Genomic DNA, 18,635 nt, shown 5'->3' on the forward strand with positions numbered 1-18,635 from the left:
CTTTGGATTCAGTTCAGCGGTACGGTGACTTTGGCCTGAGGCGCATCGCGCAGGCGCAGGTGCAGCGCGCCGTCGGCGGGGCGCGGCACTTTGAGGCTCGAGCCGGTGAAGCCGGGCTGGACGGTTACCGCGCGCGTGAAATCGGCATCGGCACCGATCGCATCGAGCAGGAAAAGATTGCGCCCGGTCAGCGTGCACGGCAACGAGCTGCCGCTGTCGCAGGCAAGGCCGGTGATGCGTGGCAGCCGCGCCAGCGTTGCCAGCGGCTGCCATGCGCCCAGTTGCCCGTCGGCCTTGACCAGGCGATAGCGCAAGGGACCGAAACTCGCCGGGGGCAGATCGGCCGCGCGCATGGTGGCCACCAGTACGGCCGGGTCGCTCGCCATCAGGCCGTTGGCACTGGTCAGGCGCAGGCCGGTCTGGCTGCTGGCCAGGGCCACTTCGATGGCATCGTCCTTGGCCAGCGTGGTGTTTGCCCCGGCACGCACGGAAAAGACCAGTTCGGCATCGTCGGGCAGAAGATCGTCTGCGGCAAGGCGCAAGGGCCGCGTGCCTTCGGGCGCGGGCGCGGTGTTGATCGTGCGGCTGACCAGATCGATGCGCGGCCGGGCCGGGCCGATGCGGATCGAGACGGCCTGCGTGCGGCCATCGTCCATCGTGATCTGCGCCTTGGCCGTGGTGCCCGCCTCGCCGGCGCGCGCGGTGCCGGAGGCGGCCAGGTGCAGGCGGTCGATCCGCCCCTCGCGCGTCAGGCCATCGGGGCGGAATTCGACATCGCCCAGCGTCAACGCCACCACCTGTTCCAGCCGTTGCCCGGTGATCGTCGCCTCGCTGTCCTGCGCGCGGATATCGACCGTATCGATCCGGCTGTTTTCGGCCCGTGCGCGCAGGCTTACCGTGGCCGGGGTGCCCAGGCCCTGCTGGCGCACGTCAAGATGCAACTCGCCCGTTTCGCTTTCGGCCAGGGGCACGGTGACCGCCAGATGCGTGGCATCGACAGCCCGCGCGGCAAGGGGGCGTGCCGTGGCGCTGTTGCCCACGCGCAGGCTCACGCTTTCGACGCAGCCGGGCGCTGTGCCTTCCAGTACCACCTCGTTGTCCCGCCCGGCCACCAGCGGGCCGCCGGCACCCCCGGCCCGGGCCCAGGCCCCGCCATCGGGGCGCTGCACCACATAGTCAGGCCCGTCGAACGCATCGAATCCCCAGCGCCCTTGCACGTGCATGGTCAGCGTCGCGCCGGGCGACAGGCTTTCAGCCGCCACGACATAGCCCCCCAGGTCCGCCCGCGGACGGAGCGGAAACGTCCGCGTCGAACCGTCGGGCGCGCTCACCTTGGCAACCATGTCGTGCGCATAGCCGGTGGCAAAGACCAGCGGCGCCCCTTCCACCGGCAGCACGAGGTTGCTGTCGCGCACGCAGATCGGGCCCTTGGCGGGGTTGCGCAATTGCGGGGGGCTGTCCGCGCCGATCGCCGGCATGGCCATGACCATCACCGACTTGGGCTTGGTGAACGAAGGCGCGGTGTCGAGCCTGAGCGAAGCGGTGTCGCCGCGCAGTTCGGACAACGTCGGCAGGTAGTTGAACTGCGGGTTGTTGAACGCGCCGAACACTTTGGCCAGATCGCGGATGACACTGATATAAGGGCTGTAGAGGCCGGCGCCGCCCTGCTGCGTGTTGCTGAACGACATCGCCAGCGACGTGGGAGCGCCGGTCAGCGTATCGGTAAGCGAATTGGTGTGGATGTCGCTCATCACCAGGGAGCCGCGGTTGTCCACCAGGCACGATGCCTGCTGCTCCGTCACTTTCGTCAGGCAATCCTGGTTGAGGCGGATCGAAAGGCTGCGCGCGAGCGTGGGCGCCATGCGGCGCAGGTCTTCGGGATGGGTGGCGTTGTCGCCGTCGATCCCCGCCACGAACGCCAGAAGACGCGCGTGATCGAGCGAGGCCTGGTTGAGATCCTGGCTGGCCCGCACGAATTCGCCCGGCCGGCCGCGCACCGCCTCGATCAGGGTGCCTTGCGCGCCGCCGGTTTCGGGCACGATCAGGATCACCATCTGCCGCGCGCCCTTGGGCACGACAAGGTTGAGCGAGCGGTCGGCGGGCTTGTCTTTCCAGGTGCGGGCAATGCCGATCCACGCGCGCGGGGGCGGGTTGGTGGCGCCGCGCAAAAAGGCCGAGACCACCATCAGGCGCGCGCCCTGATCGCCCGGCAACGCGGCCGAAATGCGCAGGGTGTCGCCCTCTGCCAGGCTGGGCACGCTGCCGAGCGGCAGATCCTGCCCGTTGCGCGTGACGATCACTTTGATATCCGGCCCGATCAGTTCGAACCGGGAATCGCCTGGACGAGGCGCCTGCGCCGGCGCGGACGAGGCCGAACCGGCCAGCACCAGCGCCACGGCGGTTCGACGCCAACGCCTGAACCGCGCCGAGGCGGGGCGGGCGGCAGGGAATCTGGCCAGCATCTTGGCGTTTTTGTCGGCTAAGCCTTGAAGGTCAAGGCGAAAACCGGATGCGGCGTCCGCCACTTCCAGCCGATCGCGTCGCTGCAGATGCGCGCGCTCGGGATCAGGAGCGAAGACGCGCTCCAGGGCTGGATGATCGATCAGCTTGGCGCTTACCTTGCCCGGCATGGGCGCCGCCTGATCGGCTGGGACGAGATTCTCGACGCCGGGCTGCCCGTTTCCGCCTCGGTCATGAGCTGGCGAGGCGAGGCCGGCGCGGTCAAGGCAGCCAACGCCGGGCACGATGTCGTGCTGAGCCCCGCGCCCGCGCTCTATTTCGACAATCTGCAATCCCGCCACACCGATACGCTGCCCGCGCGCCTTGCCGTCAGCCTGTCTGCCCAGGCACCCTATGGCACGATCCGGTACACGCTTGATGGCCAGGCGCCCGGTTTCCTGGCGGGACCAGGCCGGCGCCGCAACACCTGTGGATCGGTTTCGCCCGCGTTAACCTGCCCGCGCGCATAATGCCAAGGGTGACGACGTCGCCCAGGAGATGCCAGTGACCAAGCCAAGGCCCGACTTTGCTACCGCGCTCGATCGCCGTTCGCTGGTCAAGGGTGCGGCTACGCTGGCGACGGGCGCCGTGCTGGCCACCGACCAGGCCCGCGCGGCGGTGGCGGCGCAGGCGATCCCCTCCGTGGCAGCGCCGCCCGCGCCGGTTCCCTCCACCCCGGTTCCCGCCGCTGCCAACATTCCCATGCCCGGGCCGGCCATGCGGCCGCCCCGGGTGCAGCGGCGCTTTGTCAGCCCGGCTGTGGAGGCCGAGATCGCCCGCGTTTCGGCCGTGATCGCCGATCCCAAGCTGCGTGCGATGTTTGCGGCCTGCTATCCCAACACGCTGGATACCACGGTGGAACTGGGCCTGGTCGATGGCCGCGTCGATGCTTTCGTGATCACCGGAGACATTCCCTGCATGTGGCTGCGCGACAGCAGCGCACAGTTGTTGCCCTATGTCCATCTGGTGCGCAGGGATGCCCACCTCGCCACTCTGTTTCGCGGGGCGATCGCCCGGCAGGCGCGCTCGGTGCTGCTCGATCCCTATGCCAACGCGTTCATGCGCGATACGGCCGCAAAGACCAACCTGCCCTGGGCCCTGCAGGACCAGACGGAGATGAAGCCCGGGGTTGCCGAACGCAAGTGGGAGGTGGACTCGCTGTGCTGGACCATGCGCCTGGCGTTCCGTTATTGGCAGGCGAGCGGCGATGCCGCGCCATTCGATAGCGTCTGGCTTTCCGCCCAGCGCGCAATCGTGCGCACGTTCCGCGAACAACAGCGCAAGGACGGGCGCGGACCCTATGCTTTCCGGCGCAACAGCGACCGGCCCACCGAGATGCTGGCGCTCGATGGCTATGGCGCGCCAAGCCGGCCCGTGGGCCTGATCCACAGCGGTTTCCGCCCGTCGGACGATGCCTGCATCTTTCCGTTCCTGATCCCCGCCAATCACTTCGCGGTGGTCACCTTGCGCGAAATGGCTCTGGTAGCCGAAGGGGCGGCGGGCGATGCGGGCCTTGCCGCGGAGGCGCGCGCCCTGGCCGACGAGGTGGCCCAGGCGCTGGTCACCTGGGGCACGACGCGCCTGCCCGACGGGCGCCGCGTCTGGGCCTATGAAGTCGATGGCTATGGCAATGCCCTCTTCATGGACGATGCCAATGTGCCCTCGCTGCTGGGCCTTGCTTATACCGGCTGCGTCGCGCCCGACGATCCGCTGTGGCAGACGACCGCCGCCGCCTGCTGGTCGGATGCCAATCCCTATTTCTTCAAGGGATCGGCGTTGGAAGGCATTGGCGGGCCGCACGTGGGGCTGGGCCAGGTCTGGCCGATGAGCCTCATCGTCAGGGCGCTTTCCACCAGCGATCCCGCCGTGATCGCGCCTCTGCTGCGCCAGTTGCGCGATAGCGATGCAGGCACGGGCTTCATGCACGAGGCGGTCGACAGCAACAATCCGGCGCAGTTCACCCGAAGCTGGTTTGCCTGGGCCAACGGCCTGTTCGGCGAGATGATCGTGGGCCTCGCCGACCGGCTGCCGTCGGTCCTGGCCAACCCGCTCTGACGATCAGGCCACGGTCTCAGTCCAGCGTTTGCAGCCACAGCGCCCGCTCCGCGCCATCGGGATCGTTTTCCACCGTGCTGATACGGTCGAACACCAGGGTGGCGCGGGTGGCGGCATCGAACCGGGGCCACGCGGGTAGGGTGGGCGAGCTGGGCACCCCGCTTTTGACGAACGCGACGATGGCCAGATGCCAGGCATCGGCAATCGGCTGGTCTGCCGCGGAAAGACCGAACATCTGCGCCATCGAGGGCAGCGTGACGTGGTCAAACGTCAACGGCACGTCAAGCACGTGGGGGCTGTGCCCCTTGTAGGGTCCGCCCGGCGCGGGCCAGGCCAGGCGATAGCGCCACACGGGAACGCCGTGCCGGGCCTGCGCCTCGATCACCCGCAAGGTGGGAATGCCATATTCCTCGGCCGTGAGCAGGCGCCAGTGGCGCTGGGCATCGGTCAGTTCGGGAAAGGCGCGGGCATAGGCGCGGTTGAGCGCGGCCATGCGGGGCATGGTCTCGTTCGCCACGTTCTGCGACCACAGCGGCCGCGATGCCTGCGCCTCGCTCAGGAACAGGCGGCTTTCGTTGGCGTTCGACCCGGCCAGCAGCGGCACGCGCGGCGCAAGGCCTGCGGCGATGCGCGCAAGGGGCACCTGCGGGAGGAACGCGCCATCGATGGTGGGCCGGAACGGCAGGTTGCGCGGCCAGCCACGTCGTGCGGCCACTTGCGCTTCGACAAGGGCGGGGAAGGGGGAAACCAGCAATCGCTCCGCCCCGCCAAGCCGCGTGACGATGGCACTGGCAAAGGTCGCCGCCTCAGCCGGGGTGTGGACGGTCTGTGCGCCGCCGCTGAATACCATGGCACGGGCATAGAGGCCGTCGGCAGCCGGCAGGCCGATCAGCGCGCAGACATTGCGCGCGCCCGAGGATTCGCCCGCGATCGTCACGGCGCCCGGGTTGCCGCCGAACGCGGCGATATTGTCGCGGACCCAGCGCAGCCCCAGCAGCAGATCGCGCAGGCCGTTATTGCCACTCCCGGCATAGGCCCGGCCCAGCACATGGCCCAGCTCCATGAAGCCCAGCGCCCCCAGGCGATAGTTCAGCGTGACGCAGACGACCCCCCGCGCGGCGAAACGATTGCCGGCGATCACGTCCCAGCCGCTCCACCCCGTTTCGTTGCTGCCGCCGTGGATGAAGACCAGCACCGGATAACGGCCGGGCGCGGCCGGCGCCCAGACGTTGAGCTGCAGGCAGTCTTCGGCCTGGACGGCGGGCAGCGGGGTCATGCCTTCGGGCTGCGGCGCGGCGCGGGCTGGGCGCGTGGCATCCCATTCCCCGGACCAGGCCCGTGGCGGGCGCGGCTGGCCGAACCGCGCGGCTGTGCCATAGGGAATGCCGGTGAACACCCGCACGCCATCCGCCAGGCGCCCTCGCACCACGCCGTTGCGAGTGGCCACGCGCAGTCCGTCGCGCGCCGCCCAGGCGCGCGGCGCCATGGGGGACGCGCCCACCGATCCCAGCAAACCGCCCAAGGCCGTGCGCCGCGTGATCAGGGCCATCCTCCTTACGTTATCCTTCCGCTTGTCCGATTGGGGCTTTACCCGCCGGAATCGGAAACGTTCCATCACGGTGGAGCAGGCAAACCGGGCGAAAACGCTGCCGGACCGGCCCGCCTGCCGCGCCGCTTTCGGACGCCGTGTTGCCAGTCTGCATCAAATTTTGCCAAAGAATAGGTATGCACTTTAGGGCTGGTGCGTTCTTTATCTGTCGCTATGATGCGCGAGCAAACAAAAAGGATAAGCCCGGCGCGGCGGTGGGAGAGGACGCCGTAAAATTACCCGCGCCGGGCAAATTCCTGTGCTGCCATTGCAGCTTTTTTCCCATGAAATCCGGTGCTTTAGCGCAAGGTGGCAGCGTATCGTCCTTGCGGACTAACCGCAGCGAATCACCCCGTTCTTCTTTCAGGATGGCACCGCCGCCGCACGGTTGGCGATCAGGTTATCCACAACAGATGGATCGGCGAGTGTCGAAGTATCGCCCAGCGAACCCAGGTCGTTTTCGGCTATCTTGCGCAGGATGCGGCGCATGATCTTGCCCGAACGGGTCTTGGGCAGGCCAGGCGCGAACTGGATCACGTCGGGCGTGGCGATCGGGCCGATCTCGTGCCGCACCCAGGCGACCAGTTCGCGGCGCAGCGCTTCGTCCGGCTCGACTTCGGCATTGCAGGTGACATAGGCATAGATGCCCTGGCCCTTGATGGCGTGCGGCATGCCCACTACGGCCGCTTCCGCCACTTTGGCATGCGCCACCAGCGCGCTTTCGATTTCGGCCGTGCCCATGCGATGGCCCGAAACGTTGATCACGTCGTCGATGCGGCCGGTGATCCAGTAATAGCCGTCTTCGTCGCGCCGGCACCCATCGCCGGTGAAGTACCAGCCTTTGAAGGTGGTGAAATAGGTCTGGAAAAAGCGGTCGTGATCGCCCCAGACCGTGCGCATCTGCCCCGGCCAGCTATCGCCGATGACCAGGCAGCCATCGGCCGCCCCCTCCAGCAGTTTGCCCTCGGTATCGAGCAGGGCGGGTTTCACTCCGAACATCGGCGTGCTGGCCGATCCGGGCTTCAACGCGGTGGCGCCGGGCAGGGGGGTGATCATCGCGCCGCCGGTCTCCGTCTGCCACCACGTGTCGACGATCGGGCAGCGGCTTTCCCCCACGATCCGGTAATACCATTCCCAGGCTTCGGGATTGATCGGCTCTCCCACCGATCCCAGCAGGCGCAGCGATGCGCGGCTGGTCTTGCGCACCCATTCGTCGCCCTCGCGCATCAGCGCGCGCAGGGCCGTGGGCGCGCTATAGAAGATTTCCACGCCGAACTTGTCCACCACCTGCCAGAACCGGCTGGGATCGGGAAAATTGGGTACCCCTTCGAACATCACGGTGGTGGCGCCGTTGGCCAGCGGGCCATAGACGACATAGGAATGCCCGGTGACCCAGCCGATATCGGCCGCGCACCAATAGATCTGGCCCGGGCGATAATCGAACACGTACTCATGCGTCATCGCCACCCACACGGCATAGCCGCCGGTGGTGTGCAGCACGCCCTTGGGCTTTCCGGTGGAGCCGGAGGTGTAGAGGATGAACAGCGGATCTTCGGCGCCCATTTCCGCCGGCGGGCAATCGGCGCTTTGCGCGGCGACCGCTTGCGCCCAGGGCAGATCGCGCCCCTCGCGCATGGGCACCTCGGCCCCGGTGCGGGCCAGCACCAGCACCGTTTCCACCGCCGGGCAATCGGCCAGGGCCTCGTCCACGTTCTGCTTGAGCGGCACGCGCTTGCCCCCGCGCAGCCCCTCGTCGGCGGTCAGCACCACGCGGCTGTCGCAATCCTGGATGCGCCCGGCCAGGGCATCGGGCGAAAATCCGGCAAAAACGATCGAATGGATCGCGCCGATCCGCGCGCAGGCGAGCATGGCTACGGCCGCTTCGGGCACCATCGGCAGATAGATCGTCACGCGGTCACCGCGCGTCACGCCGCGCGCCTTGAGCAGGTTGGCAAGGCGGCATACATCGCCGTGCAGTTCGCGATAGGTGATCGCGCGCGAAGGCTCGGTAGGGCTGTCGGGTTCCCACAGGATGGCCACCACATCGCCGCGTTCGGCCAGATGGCGATCGAGGCAATTGGCCGAAAGGTTCAGCGTGCCGTCCTCGAACCAGCGGATGCCGAAATCGGCTTCGTGAAAGCTCGTGTTCTTTACTGTCGTGAACGGCTTTATCCAGTCGATCCGCCGCGCTTCCTCTGCCCAGAAAGCCTCCGGCTGTTCCACCGAGCGGCGGTACATGTTGTGATAGCGCGCCGCATCGATCAGCGCGTTCTGCGCCCACTCGGCAGGAACGGGATGGATGGCTTCGGCCATGCGGGAACCCTCTCGATATGTCTGTCGCGCCTTTCCGCGGCGCGGGGTGATGCCGTCACGCTAGCGGCTGAAAACGCGTTGTGCCAGTCGGATCTATGCCTCGATGCGGCGCCGGCGCGGGTGGCAAGGGGTGCCATCGCGGCGTTTATCCGTTAGGCAGGCTGCATGATCCGATCCGCCATGCTCTTCGCCGCGTTCTGCACCACGGCCACCCCGGCCCTTGCCGATACGCTCTATGTCAGGGCGGGGCGGCTGATCGATCCCGAAGCGGGCGCCGTGCAGAGCGCGCGCCTCATCCGCATCGAGAACGGCCGCGTTGCCGCGATCACGCCGAATGGCCCGACACCGGCCGGCGCGCGCGTGATCGATTGGGGCAGCTATACCGTGCTGCCCGGCCTGATCGACATGCACGTGCATCTGGCCGATCTGGACCAATCGGAAAACGTGGCCGAGCCGCTGCTGCATTCGGCGATGGAGATCGCCTTCGTCGGCGCGCGCCATGCCCGTGCCACGCTGATGGCCGGTTTCACCACGGTCCACAATTGCGGCAATTTCCGCGCCTATGCCGATGTGGAACTACGCAACGCGATCAACCGGGGTGACGTGATCGGCCCGCGCATCAGTGCCGTGGGCGCCTATGTCACCATCCCGGGCGGTGGCGGGGAAGTGACCGGCCTGGCGCCCGACGTGGCCGTGCCGTCCGATATGCGCGCCGGTGTGGTCATGGATGCCGCCGACACGACGCGCAAGGTCAATGCCCTGTTCCAGCACGGGGCGGATTCGATCAAGCTGATCGCCACCGGCGCCGTGCTGGCGCAGGGCACGGAACCTGGCCAGCAGGAGTTGAGCGAGGACCAGATGCGCGCCGCGGTTGCCGTGGCCAAGGCACGCGGATCGTGGGTGACGGCGCATGCCCATGGCGCCGCGGGAATCAAGTCTGCCATCAACGCCGGGGTCAAGGCCATCGAGCATGCCAGCCTGATCGACGATGAAGGCATCGCACTGGCCAAAGCGCGGGGCGTGTGGCTCGACATGGATATCTACGACGGCGACTACATCGCCGAACACGGCCGCGCGCACCAGTGGCCGGCCGACATGCTGCGCAAGAACGACGAAACCACCCAGGCCCAGCGCAACGGCTTTGCCAAGGCCATGAAAGCCGGGGTCAAACTGTCGTTCGGCACCGATGCCGGCGTCTATCCCCACGGGTTGAACGCGCGCCAGTTCAGATACATGGTCCGCTATGGCATGACGCCGATGCAGGCGATCCAGGCGGCCACCACCGTTGCTGCCGATCTTCTGGGATGGAGCAGGGACGTGGGGGCGCTTTCGCCCGGCCATTATGCCGACATGATCGCGGTGGCCGGCGATCCCCTTGCCGACATCGCTGTGCTGGAACGGGTGGACCATGTGATGAAGGGTGGAGATCTTGTGAAATAATCGGGCCGTGTCATGCAAACCCTTGGACAGAGGGGGTAATGCTGCCTAGCAGCCCCCGCAACTGCTGCTGTTCATGAAAGTGTCCAAGCCATGCGCGACGATTCCGACAAGCCCACCGGTCCCGCTCTCGATCGTCGCAGCCTGCTGGCCGGGCTGGCGGTGGCCGGCGCCGCGGTGGGCGCGCAGGCGGTGGCGGCGCCGGTCCGGCCCGTGGCAGAGAAAGCCAGGGTTGACGCAGCGTTGCGCGCCACGATCGACACCGTTGTGGTGATCTATGCCGAAAACCGCAGTTTTAACAATCTTTTCCCCGATTTTCCGGGCCTTGCCCAGCCGCTTTCGGCCGTGCCGGCAGAACGCACACGGCAGCGGGACCGTGACGGCCGGATGCTGGCAACGCTGCCGAAGATCTGGGATGGCCTGGTGCCCGATCGCCAGGTGGTGGAACATCAGGAATTCCTGATCGGCGAGGATGCCATCACCGGCCTGCCCAACGCCCCTTTTGCCCTCAAGACGCCGGACGGCGATCCTTTGCCCCATGGCGTCGTCACGCGTGACCTGATCCACAGTTTCTACAACAACCAGTGGCAGATCAACGGCGGCCGCAACGATGGCTTTGTGGCCTGGGGCGATAGCGGGGCCTTGGTTATGGGGCATTACGGCGATGCGCGGGCCAATCTGCGCCTGTGGCAGGTGGCGCGCGAATTCACTTTGTGCGACAATTTCTTCATGGGCGCGTTCGGCGGCTCGTTCCTCAATCACCAATACCTGATCGCGGCAACGCCGCCCCGTTATCCCGATGCCGACACAAGCCCTGCGAAAGACCGCGTGGTCAGGCTCGATCCGGCATTCACCGATCCGCCGCGCCCGCTGCTGAAACCGGGAACAGCGGCCAGCGCGATGGATGGGCCGGCGCGTTTCGTGGCGGATTCGCTGACCCCCGATCATCATGCGGTCAACACGATGCTGCCGCCCTATCTGCCCACCTATCAGGCCGATCCCGCGCGGCCGGGCATGGCACTGGTGACGGCGCAGACTCTGCCGCCGCAGACTCACCCCCATATCGGCGACCGGCTGGACACGGCAGGGGTGGACTGGGCCTGGTATGCCGGCGGCTGGGCCGAAGCGATGGCCGGACGCGCCAACAGCGCGGCGTTTCCTTCGCGCCCCAATTTCCAACCGCACCACCAGCCGTTCAACTATTTCGCCAACCTGGCGCCCGGCACGGCCGCGCGCGACCATCGCTTGCGCGACGCCGGCCTTGGCGAGACCGCGCGTACCAACCGCTTCCTGGCCGATGCCGCGGCGGGCAAGCTGCCACCGGTCACGTTCTACAAGCCGCAGGGTAATCTCAACATGCATGCCGGCTATTCCGATGTCGATGCCGGAGACCGGCATATCGCCGGCGTGATCGATGCGCTGCGCCAGGCACCGCAGTGGGACGGCATGCTGGTGATCGTTGCCTTCGACGAGAACGGCGGCTGGTGGGACCATGTCGCCCCGCCCAAGGGCGATCGCTGGGGGCCGGGCACGCGGGTGCCCGCGCTGATCGTTTCGCCCCATGCCCGGCGCGGCCATGTCGATCATACGATCTACGACACCGGATCGATCGCGCGCTTCCTGGTGCGCCGCTTTGGCCTGGAGCCCCTGCCGGGCCTGATCGAACGCGAAGAGGCGATGCTGGCCGCGGGCGGTCCCCCACCGGGAGACCTGACCGCGGCTTTGCTCGTTTAGCGCTTACTGGGTGTAGGCGGCCCGCAAAGCGACGATATCGGCTGCGCTGACGCCGGCTTCCTGCGCAAGGTAGGCCTCGACAGACCCATAGCGCGCGTCGATTTCGTCCAGAGCACTGGCGAGGAACGGGCGGCCGTCGGGATCGTGCAGCGGTTGCGGCCGCGCCAGCGCCGGATCGGCCTGGTATTTGGCAAACATCCTGGCCACCGGGTCGGTCGCTGTGGCCGGATCGATCCGGGGCATTTCCCACTCGGGCCGACGCAGGGCGGTGGAAAGGTCATAGTCCTTGAGAATGACCGCGCGCGGCGTGCCCAGCGCCGAAAGGATCAGCGCGGTCATGAACCCGGTGCGATCCTGGCCGGCCGAACAGTTGTATTCGATCGGCCCGGCCTGGGCCTTGAGCCGGTCGAACACCAGCCGCGCTTGGGGCGCGAACAGCGCGGGAAAGCGCCGGTAGAGCGCGCCGCCATTGCTGGGCATGGCGCCGTTGCCCGTTGCGGGAAGCAGCGCCGTCATCGAATAGGGAACGGCATCCTGCCGCACCTGGCCGGCGAGGCGCGAAGGCGCCATCCGGCGTTCCTCGTCAGAACGCAGATCGACCATGGACACGAGGCCCAGGCTGCGCACCTGCGCGAGATCGGCCTCGGACAGCAGCGGCGTGGCCCCGGAACGATAGATCAACCCCCATCTTACGGTCTTCCCGCCGGCTGCCGGATAACCGCCCAGATCGCGGAAATTCGATCCCTGCGCCAGGGGCAGCATGCGCTCGGCCACGGTGGTGACATGGCCATCGGCCCGATCGCGCAGCAGCACATAGGGGCGCGGCGCTGCGGCGGCGGGCAGCGTGGCCCGGCCATCGCGCACGCGCGCACGCACCAGTCGCGCGGCCTTGAGCGGGGCATCGGGCCGCCCGGCCAGATAGACGTCCACCGGCCCTCTGGCCTGCCAGTCGACAACGATCCTGTTGCCATCGACACGGCTGGCGATGGCATCCTGCACCCGCGCAAAGGCAGGGCTCGCGGATAGCGCCAGCGCCGCCATCGCCAGCCGGGCGCCCGAGGCAAAGGCCAGGGCGAAGAAAGGTGTCGCGGGCATCAGAACCGCACCTGTGCTTCCGCGCCCCAGGTGCGCGGTTCGTTGAAGAAGCCGTACGTGCCCACCAGCGGTGTCGCCGCTTTGTAGAACATGTACTGGTTGTTGAAGAGATTGCGGCTCCACACCGAAAGCTGCAGCGTCGCGCCCGATGTGCTCAGCGCGATATCGGCGAGGCTCACCCGGCCGTTGAACGTCACGTTGGCATCGCCCTTGGGCTGGGCAAGCGTAACGGCGCCGGTCGTGGTGTTGAAACCAGGATCGGTATAGCTGGCATAAAAACCGCTGTCATAGTTGGCATCGAGATGCACGCGCAGTTCCGCGGCCGCCAACGGCAACGCCAGGTCGATCGTCCCGCTTGCCGCGTGCTCTGGCGTATAGACCTGATAGATCGGGATGCGGGTGGTGATAATCACGCCATTTGCCTGCGGGAAGGGGTTGGACGTGCTCGGAATCTTGACGCTGGTATAGGCGTAGCTGGCCCCCAGCGTCAGTTGCGGGATCGGCTTTATCGTAAAGTCGGCCTCGAACCCGCGCAGCCGGCCCGTGCCCGGCGCATTGTGCGTTTCGGTGGTAGTGCGGGTGGTATTGAGCAGATTGCCCTGGGCATCGTATTGAAGATAGTTGGCGCTGAAATCTAGCTGGATGTTCTTGTAGGCACCGGCATAGGCCGCCACGTTAAGGCGCGCGCGATTCTGCCAGAATTCCGTCTTGGCGCCCACTTCGAACATCGACACGGTTTCGGGGTCGAACGATTCATAGGTGAGCGAGCGCGAATTGGCTCCGCCCGATTTATAGCCGGTGCTCCACTTGCCATAGAAATGCAGGTCCGGGCTGGCATCGATCGCCAGGTTGACCAGCGGATCGACACGCGACCAACTGGCATCGAGCAGGCGCGGGGCCACCACGCCGTTGACCGAAGGCGTTGCGCCGTTGACAATGAACAGCGTCCCTTCCTTCTTGTCGCGCGTCCAGCGCGCGCCCAGCGTCAGATGCAGGATTTCGCCAGCCAGCGCAGGGGTATAGGTGCCTTGGCCGAACACGCCCAGGCTGGTGGTCACGACGTGGCTGGCCCGGTCGATCCGCACGCTGCTGTAATCGTTGTAGGGAATGACCGTCGTGCTGGTTCCGGCGGCATCGGTAAAGCGCAGGGTGTTGAAGGCCTGGGCGTTGTCTTCCACCCGTTCCTGATACCACATCGCGCCGGCGACGAACTTTACCCGGGCATAATCGCCCAGCAGCTGGATTTCCTCGCTCGCCTGGTTCTGGCGGAACTGGGCCAGCGAATAGCGCGCGAAACTGGTGTTGGTGAAATTGCCCGTAGCGCTGACGGCGCCGGTCGTGGCCGAACCGTTGTCGTACTGCGACTGGGTCAACTCGCGGTAGGCGGCAATCGATCGTACCTGCAGATGCGGATCGAGATGCCATTCCAGCAGCAGGCGATGCCCATGGGTTCGACCCACGCTGGGTTCCTGCACCACGCCCACGGCCGCGGTCGATACGCGCCTGGGCTCGATCGGATAGGCCGCCGGCCGGCTCAACGAGCCAGCCGAAACCGTCTGCGCATAGAGCGGGCTGGAGGCATCGTAAGACGTGTCATATGCATAGTCGGCGCTGAAATCGGGTGAGGGCGTCCACAGCACTTCGCCGCGCAACCCGCGCTTGGTGTAGAAGTTGAAATCGGTCTGCCCGGGCATCGGGTTTTTCACCAGCCCGTCTCGATGCGTGATCACGCCGTCCACTTTCGCCGCCAGATTGCCCCATCTGGGCAGGTCGAGATGCACTTCGCTGCGATAGCTGCCATAGTTGCCGACGCCACCCAGAACGTTGGCGTGGAATTCGCCACTCGGCCGCTTGGTCACGATGTTGATCGCGCCGCCTTCGGTGTTGCGGCCGAACAGGGTCCCCTGCGGGCCTTTGAGCACTTCAATGCTCTCTATGTCGTAAAGCGCGGTGCCGAGACCTTGGGCACGGCCGAGATAGACGCCGTCGATATAGACGCCCACGCCCTGATCGCGCGCCGGCTGGTTGCTGTCGGACAGCACGCCAATGCCGCGAATGTTCATGATCAGCGCGGAATTGCGGGAATAGAAAGGCGCCACCCGCAAGCTGGGAATGCCGCCCGATTGCAGATCGAGCAGCGACTGCACGCGGCGATCGGCCAGTGCCTCGCCGCTCAGCACCGAAATCGCGATCGGCGTCTTCTGCAGGTCCGTCTTGCGCTTTTGCGCTGTCACCACGATCTGCTCGAGCGTGGCGGATTGTGCAGAGTCAGCCACGGGTTCTGTTGCCGCATCGGCAGCGCGGGCCAGGCCGGGCAGCACCGTGAATGGCAGGCTGGCGGCCGCCAGCAGCAGGGCTTGAGCGCGTGCGCCACGGCGCGCGGCGTTGTGGTGTGGCATGGAAGACGGTCCCTCACTTCGATGGCGTGGCCATTAGGGTGGGGGCATTTCATCGCGGTGACGCGATCGCGCCATGCGTCTTTCCACTGCAACATCGGGCAGAATTTTTTGCATTGTACAAGAATTAGGGAAGGGCGGATGCCAGTGCTTTCCGCTGCTGCGGTCGCTAACGGTCAGCGCATGTAGTGGATGCCACGCTGTTGCAACATTTCGCTGCTGGAGGAAGAGGGCGCAAGCTTGGTCGGAGCAGCATTCGCGTCAAGGAATGTGATCATTTCTTGACAATGTGCCGGTAGAGCCTTCAGCGCGCGCCAGTGCTGTTATGTAGCCGGAGTGGGTCCTGTTCGCCAAATTGCCGCCTTGCCCTATCGCACTATCGGTGACGGCCTTTCCGCGCCGACGGAAGTGCTTCTCGTCACGTCCCGCGGCACGGGGCGCTGGGTCATTCCCAAAGGGAATTTCGCCAAAAGCGAGGCCCCCCACGCCGCTGCCGCGCGGGAGGCTGCGGAGGAAGCCGGGGTAATCGGGGCGATCTGCCCGGCAGCGCTCGGTTCTTTCCATTATCGCAAGACACTGCGCTCGGGCGCGTCGATCATGGTCGACGTGCAGGTTTTCCCGCTCGCCGTGACCGAAGAACTGCCGCACTGGAGCGAAGGGGCGGAACGCACGCGCCAGTGGTTTTCGCTCGCCGCCGCCGCCGAAGCGGTTGACGAGCCCGATCTTCAAGCACTTATCCGCAGCTTCAGGGCCACCGAATTCCGGGCCCTTGCCTCCACCGCACCGCTGGCCCGCAGCCTGGGCCAAGTGAAAGAAAGACTGGGCATGTTTCACTGGTTTCAGAATCTGCTGCCACGCCAGGGCAATTTCTTCGAACTGTTCGAGGCCCACGGGCAGACGCTTATCGCCGGCAGCGGGGCCCTGGCGCGGCTGTTGCAGGGCGGGGCCGGCATGGCCGATCACGTGCGCGAGATCGTCGAGCGCGAACACGATGCCGATCTCATCACCCGCGATGTGCTGGTGACCGTGCGCCGCACGTTCCTGACGCCGTTTGATCGCGGCGCAATCACCTCGCTGATCAGCGCCATGGACGATTCGATCGACCAGATGCACCAGACTTCGCGCGCGATCTCGCTTTACAACGTGACCAGTTTCGAGCCGGAAATGAGCGACATGGCCGCGATCATCGTCGATTGCGCGCGGCTGATCGCCGAGGCGCTGCCACTGCTGCGCTCGATCAACGCCAACGCCGCCCGCCTGCACGAATTGACCGAGCGGCTCGTGCGGCTGGAACGCAATGCCGACGAAATCCACGACATCGGGCTGTCCAAGGCCTATCGCCTCTATAACGAAACCTCGCCGATGCGCTTTTTCGTGGAACGCGAGATATACAGCCACCTTGAGCGTGTGGTGGACCGGTTCGAGGATGTCGCCAACGAGATCGACGGCCTCGTCATCGACCACGCTTGAGGAACTGAGTCATGCACCATATGGCCGTGGCGCTCCCTCTGATCATCGCGTTGGTGATCATGGCCCTGGCGTTCGATTTCCTCAACGGGCTTCACGATGCGGCGAATTCGATTGCCACGGTCGTCTCCACCCGGCTGCTCAGCCCGGTCCAGGCCGTGCTGTTTGCCGCGTTCTTCAACTTTGCCGCCTATTTCACGTTCGGCCTGAAAGTGGCTGAAACGGTGGGCAAGGGCATTATCGACAAGGACGTCGTCACCCCGCAGGTGATCTTTGGCGCGCTGGTGGGCGCGATGACATGGAACGTGATCACCTGGTGGCGCGGCATTCCCTCGTCGTCGAGCCATGCGCTGATCGGCGGGCTGCTGGGCGCGGGCACGATGCACGCGGGCAGCGGCGCTATTGTGTGGAAGGGCGTGACTTCCACCACGTCGGCCATCGTGCTTTCGCCGGTGATCGGCCTTGTCGTCTCGATGCTTTTGATGCTTCTATCGTCCTGGCTGTTCGCCCGTGCTTCGGCGCGGACAGCAGAGGGCTCGTTCAAGAAACTGCACCTCCTTTCGGCCGCGGCCTATTCCATCGGCCATGGCGCCAACGATGCGCAGAAGACAATGGGGATCATCGCCGTGCTGCTCTATTCGCAAGGGCTGCTGGGCGGCACGTTCCACGTGCCCGGCTGGGTCGTGCTGTCGTGCTATGTCGCGATGGGGCTGGGCACGCTGTCGGGCGGGTGGAAAATCATCGAAACGATGGGCAGCCGCATCACCAAGCTGTCGCACCACCAGGGCTTCTGCGCCTCGGCCGGCGGATCGATCATGCTGTTCGCCGCCAGCAGCTTCGGCGTTCCGGTATCGACCACCCATACCATCACCGGCTGCGTGGTGGGCGTGGGCGCCGCCCGCCGCGCCTCCGCCGTGCGCTGGACCGTGGCGCAGCGCGTGGTTGTGGCCTGGCTGGTCACGATCCCTGCGTCTGCCGCCGTCGGAGCGCTGTTCTACGAGATCGCGCAGGTGTTTTGACGCGGGCGTTGGCACCGCATCAATAATATGTTTCTGCTCTCGCAACCCGCCTGACGTGCCTGACCTGCTGCGGGACTTTCATCCATCTCAGCGTGGCCGGTGCCCGGTGCAAGCCGGCGGCTTGGCGCTATGACTATGACGAGGTCCGACGGCGTGACATCGGCGGGCGGTCATATCGACATATTGCCAGATCACCCCTGTTTGACCACCGTGTCGATTGCCAGAAGCCGTTTCCACAGCGCTTCGAAATCGGCGAGGGGCAGGGCATTTGGGCCGTCCGAGAGTGCCTTGTCCGGATCGGGGTGCGTTTCCATGAACACGCCGGCCACGCCCGCGGCCACGGCGGCGCGGGCAAGCAGGGGGACGAACTCGCGCTGCCCGCCCGAGCGTTCGCCAAGGCCACCCGGCTGCTGGACCGAATGCGTGGCGTCGAACACCACGGGACAGCCGGTTTCGGCCATGATCGCCAGGCCGCGCATGTCGGATACCAAGGTGTTGTAACCGAACGCGGTGCCGCGCTCGCACAGCAGGAATGCATCAGGGTCGTGCCCGGCGGCCTGGGCGGCATTGCGCGCCTTGGCTACCACCTGGCGCATGTCGGCCGGGGCCATGAACTGGGCTTTCTTAATGTTCACGGGCTTGCCGCTGGCCGCCACGGCCGCGATGAAATCGGTCTGGCGTGCCAGGAACGCCGGGGTCTGCAGCACGTCGACCACCTCGGCCACGGCGGAGACCTGCCCGGCCTCGTGCACGTCGGTGATCACCGGCAAGCCGGTTTCCCGCCGCACCTTTTCGAGGATGCGAAGGCCTTGCTCCATTCCCAATCCCCGGAACGACCGGTCCGAACTGCGGTTGGCCTTGTCGAACGAGGCTTTGAAAACGAGCATCAGGCCCAGCCGCTGCGCCACCGCCGCCAAGGCTTCAGCGATGAAAAGCGTCGTTTTCTCGCTTTCGATCACGCAAGGTCCCGCGATCGCGAATAACGAGGATGTGGAGGAAATCTCACGCCCGCAAAGATACATAGTTATGGCT

Annotated in this window: 12 protein-coding genes; 6 read left to right on the forward strand and 6 right to left on the reverse strand. The window is 66.2% G+C overall.

The features are described from left to right. Positions 1-8 precede the first annotated feature (8 nt). Complete coding sequence (locus AC3EDY_RS11250) at positions 9-2,462, reverse strand: hypothetical protein (RefSeq protein WP_488572586.1); 2,454 nt, start codon at positions 2,460-2,462, stop codon at positions 9-11. A 24-nt stretch (positions 2,463-2,486) separates the two neighbouring features. Between AC3EDY_RS11250 and AC3EDY_RS11255 the strand changes: the two genes are divergently transcribed. Together AC3EDY_RS11255 and AC3EDY_RS11260 are read left to right on the forward strand one after the other, a co-directional pair. Next, entirely contained in the window at positions 2,487-2,969 is a 483-nt protein-coding gene (locus tag AC3EDY_RS11255; RefSeq protein WP_488572587.1) for a family 20 glycosylhydrolase, read from the forward strand. A 232-nt stretch (positions 2,970-3,201) separates the two neighbouring features. After that, positions 3,202-4,554 (forward strand): glycoside hydrolase family 125 protein, encoded by a 1,353-nt coding sequence (locus AC3EDY_RS11260; protein ID WP_488572676.1) that lies wholly within the window; start codon positions 3,202-3,204, stop codon positions 4,552-4,554. Positions 4,555-4,570: 16 nt separating this feature from the next. Here the strand turns inward: AC3EDY_RS11260 and AC3EDY_RS11265 are convergent, their stop codons facing one another. Beyond that, positions 4,571-6,103, reverse strand: a complete 1,533-nt coding sequence (locus AC3EDY_RS11265) for a carboxylesterase/lipase family protein (RefSeq protein WP_488572588.1) — start codon at positions 6,101-6,103, stop codon at positions 4,571-4,573. A 402-nt stretch (positions 6,104-6,505) separates the two neighbouring features. Beyond that, positions 6,506-8,455, reverse strand: a complete 1,950-nt coding sequence (gene acs, locus AC3EDY_RS11270) for an acetate--CoA ligase (RefSeq protein ID WP_488572589.1) — start codon at positions 8,453-8,455, stop codon at positions 6,506-6,508. A 165-nt stretch (positions 8,456-8,620) separates the two neighbouring features. On the opposite strand from acs, the gene AC3EDY_RS11275 reads away from it, so the two are divergent. Both AC3EDY_RS11275 and acpA read left to right on the forward strand, forming a co-directional pair. Further along, a complete protein-coding gene (locus tag AC3EDY_RS11275) occupies positions 8,621-9,895 on the forward strand; it encodes a Xaa-Pro dipeptidase (RefSeq protein WP_488572590.1) in 1,275 nt (424 codons plus the stop codon). Between the two features lie 90 nt (positions 9,896-9,985). Continuing rightward, on the forward strand, positions 9,986-11,626 hold the full coding sequence (gene acpA / locus AC3EDY_RS11280) for an acid phosphatase (RefSeq protein ID WP_488572591.1): 1,641 nt from the start codon (positions 9,986-9,988) through the stop codon (positions 11,624-11,626). A gap of 3 nt (positions 11,627-11,629) precedes the next feature. Here acpA and AC3EDY_RS11285 read toward each other — a convergent pair whose 3' ends face one another. Next, entirely contained in the window at positions 11,630-12,721 is a 1,092-nt protein-coding gene (locus AC3EDY_RS11285; protein WP_488572592.1) for a tyrosine-protein phosphatase, read from the reverse strand. After that, positions 12,721-15,120: a TonB-dependent receptor gene (locus AC3EDY_RS11290; RefSeq protein WP_488572593.1), complete on the reverse strand. Its 2,400-nt coding sequence runs from the start codon at positions 15,118-15,120 to the stop codon at positions 12,721-12,723. Before AC3EDY_RS11290 ends, AC3EDY_RS11285 begins: the two co-directional genes overlap by 1 nt. 360 nt (positions 15,121-15,480) lie before the next feature. Here AC3EDY_RS11290 and AC3EDY_RS11295 point away from each other — a divergent pair, with 360 nt between their 5' ends. Continuing rightward, entirely contained in the window at positions 15,481-16,587 is a 1,107-nt protein-coding gene (locus AC3EDY_RS11295) for a DUF47 family protein (RefSeq protein WP_488572594.1), read from the forward strand. 11 nt (positions 16,588-16,598) lie between these two features. Beyond that, the gene (locus AC3EDY_RS11300) at positions 16,599-17,603 is read left to right on the forward strand and encodes an inorganic phosphate transporter (protein WP_488572595.1); all 1,005 of its coding nucleotides are present in this window, start codon (positions 16,599-16,601) and stop codon (positions 17,601-17,603) included. Between the two features lie 191 nt (positions 17,604-17,794). On the opposite strand, the gene kdsA is transcribed toward AC3EDY_RS11300, so the two are convergent. After that, on the reverse strand, positions 17,795-18,625 hold the full coding sequence (kdsA, locus tag AC3EDY_RS11305) for a 3-deoxy-8-phosphooctulonate synthase (protein ID WP_488572596.1): 831 nt from the start codon (positions 18,623-18,625) through the stop codon (positions 17,795-17,797). Positions 18,626-18,635: the final 10 nt, after the last annotated feature.

Source organism: Novosphingobium sp. DS6-6 (genome assembly GCF_057784975.1).

Coding starts and splice junctions, on each gene's coding strand:
- AC3EDY_RS11260 (WP_488572676.1), top strand. CDS start 3,202: ATGCCCGGGCCGGCCATGCGGCCGCCCCGGGTGCAGCGGCGCTTTGTC.
- AC3EDY_RS11250 (WP_488572586.1), bottom strand. CDS start 2,462: ATGCTGGCCAGATTCCCTGCCGCCCGCCCCGCCTCGGCGCGGTTCAGG.
- acs (WP_488572589.1), bottom strand. CDS start 8,455: ATGGCCGAAGCCATCCATCCCGTTCCTGCCGAGTGGGCGCAGAACGCG.
- AC3EDY_RS11275 (WP_488572590.1), top strand. CDS start 8,621: ATGATCCGATCCGCCATGCTCTTCGCCGCGTTCTGCACCACGGCCACC.
- AC3EDY_RS11285 (WP_488572592.1), bottom strand. CDS start 12,721: ATGCCCGCGACACCTTTCTTCGCCCTGGCCTTTGCCTCGGGCGCCCGG.
- AC3EDY_RS11300 (WP_488572595.1), top strand. CDS start 16,599: ATGCACCATATGGCCGTGGCGCTCCCTCTGATCATCGCGTTGGTGATC.
- AC3EDY_RS11265 (WP_488572588.1), bottom strand. CDS start 6,103: ATGGCCCTGATCACGCGGCGCACGGCCTTGGGCGGTTTGCTGGGATCG.
- acpA (WP_488572591.1), top strand. CDS start 9,986: ATGCGCGACGATTCCGACAAGCCCACCGGTCCCGCTCTCGATCGTCGC.
- kdsA (WP_488572596.1), bottom strand. CDS start 18,625: ATGTATCTTTGCGGGCGTGAGATTTCCTCCACATCCTCGTTATTCGCG.
- AC3EDY_RS11290 (WP_488572593.1), bottom strand. CDS start 15,120: ATGCCACACCACAACGCCGCGCGCCGTGGCGCACGCGCTCAAGCCCTG.